The organism is Rhizobium ecuadorense (assembly GCF_001187535.1).
Lineage (GTDB): Bacteria > Pseudomonadota > Alphaproteobacteria > Rhizobiales > Rhizobiaceae > Rhizobium > Rhizobium ecuadorense.
The window spans coordinates 1-272 of the sequence record NZ_LFIO01001784.1; the positions used below are offsets into that span (position 1 = coordinate 1).

Consider the following 272-nt stretch of genomic DNA (forward strand, 5'->3'; position numbering starts at 1 on the left):
ACTCGTCTTCTAGTATTGCTGACGGTCGCGTGCCGGTCAGTATTTCTGCCGGGTCGGGGTGATGACGATTTCCTGCACGATCGCCTTTTGAGGCAGATTGTAAGCATTGAGGATCAACTCGGCGACGATATCGGCGGAAATGCCGCCGCCGATCGCCTCCTTGTTGGCCTTGTAATTGGCGAGCGTAGTCTCGTCCTTCACATGGTCGAGCACCTCGGTGTCGATGATGCCAGGCGACAGAACGATGACGCGCACATCGTGCGGTGCCAGAT

At 57.0% G+C, this 272-nt stretch carries 1 pseudogene; it reads right to left on the reverse strand.

The window, feature by feature from the left end:
- Positions 1-36: 36 nt before the first annotated feature.
- A pseudogene (locus AF337_RS36035) lies at positions 37-272 on the reverse strand (oxidoreductase); the annotation flags it as partial.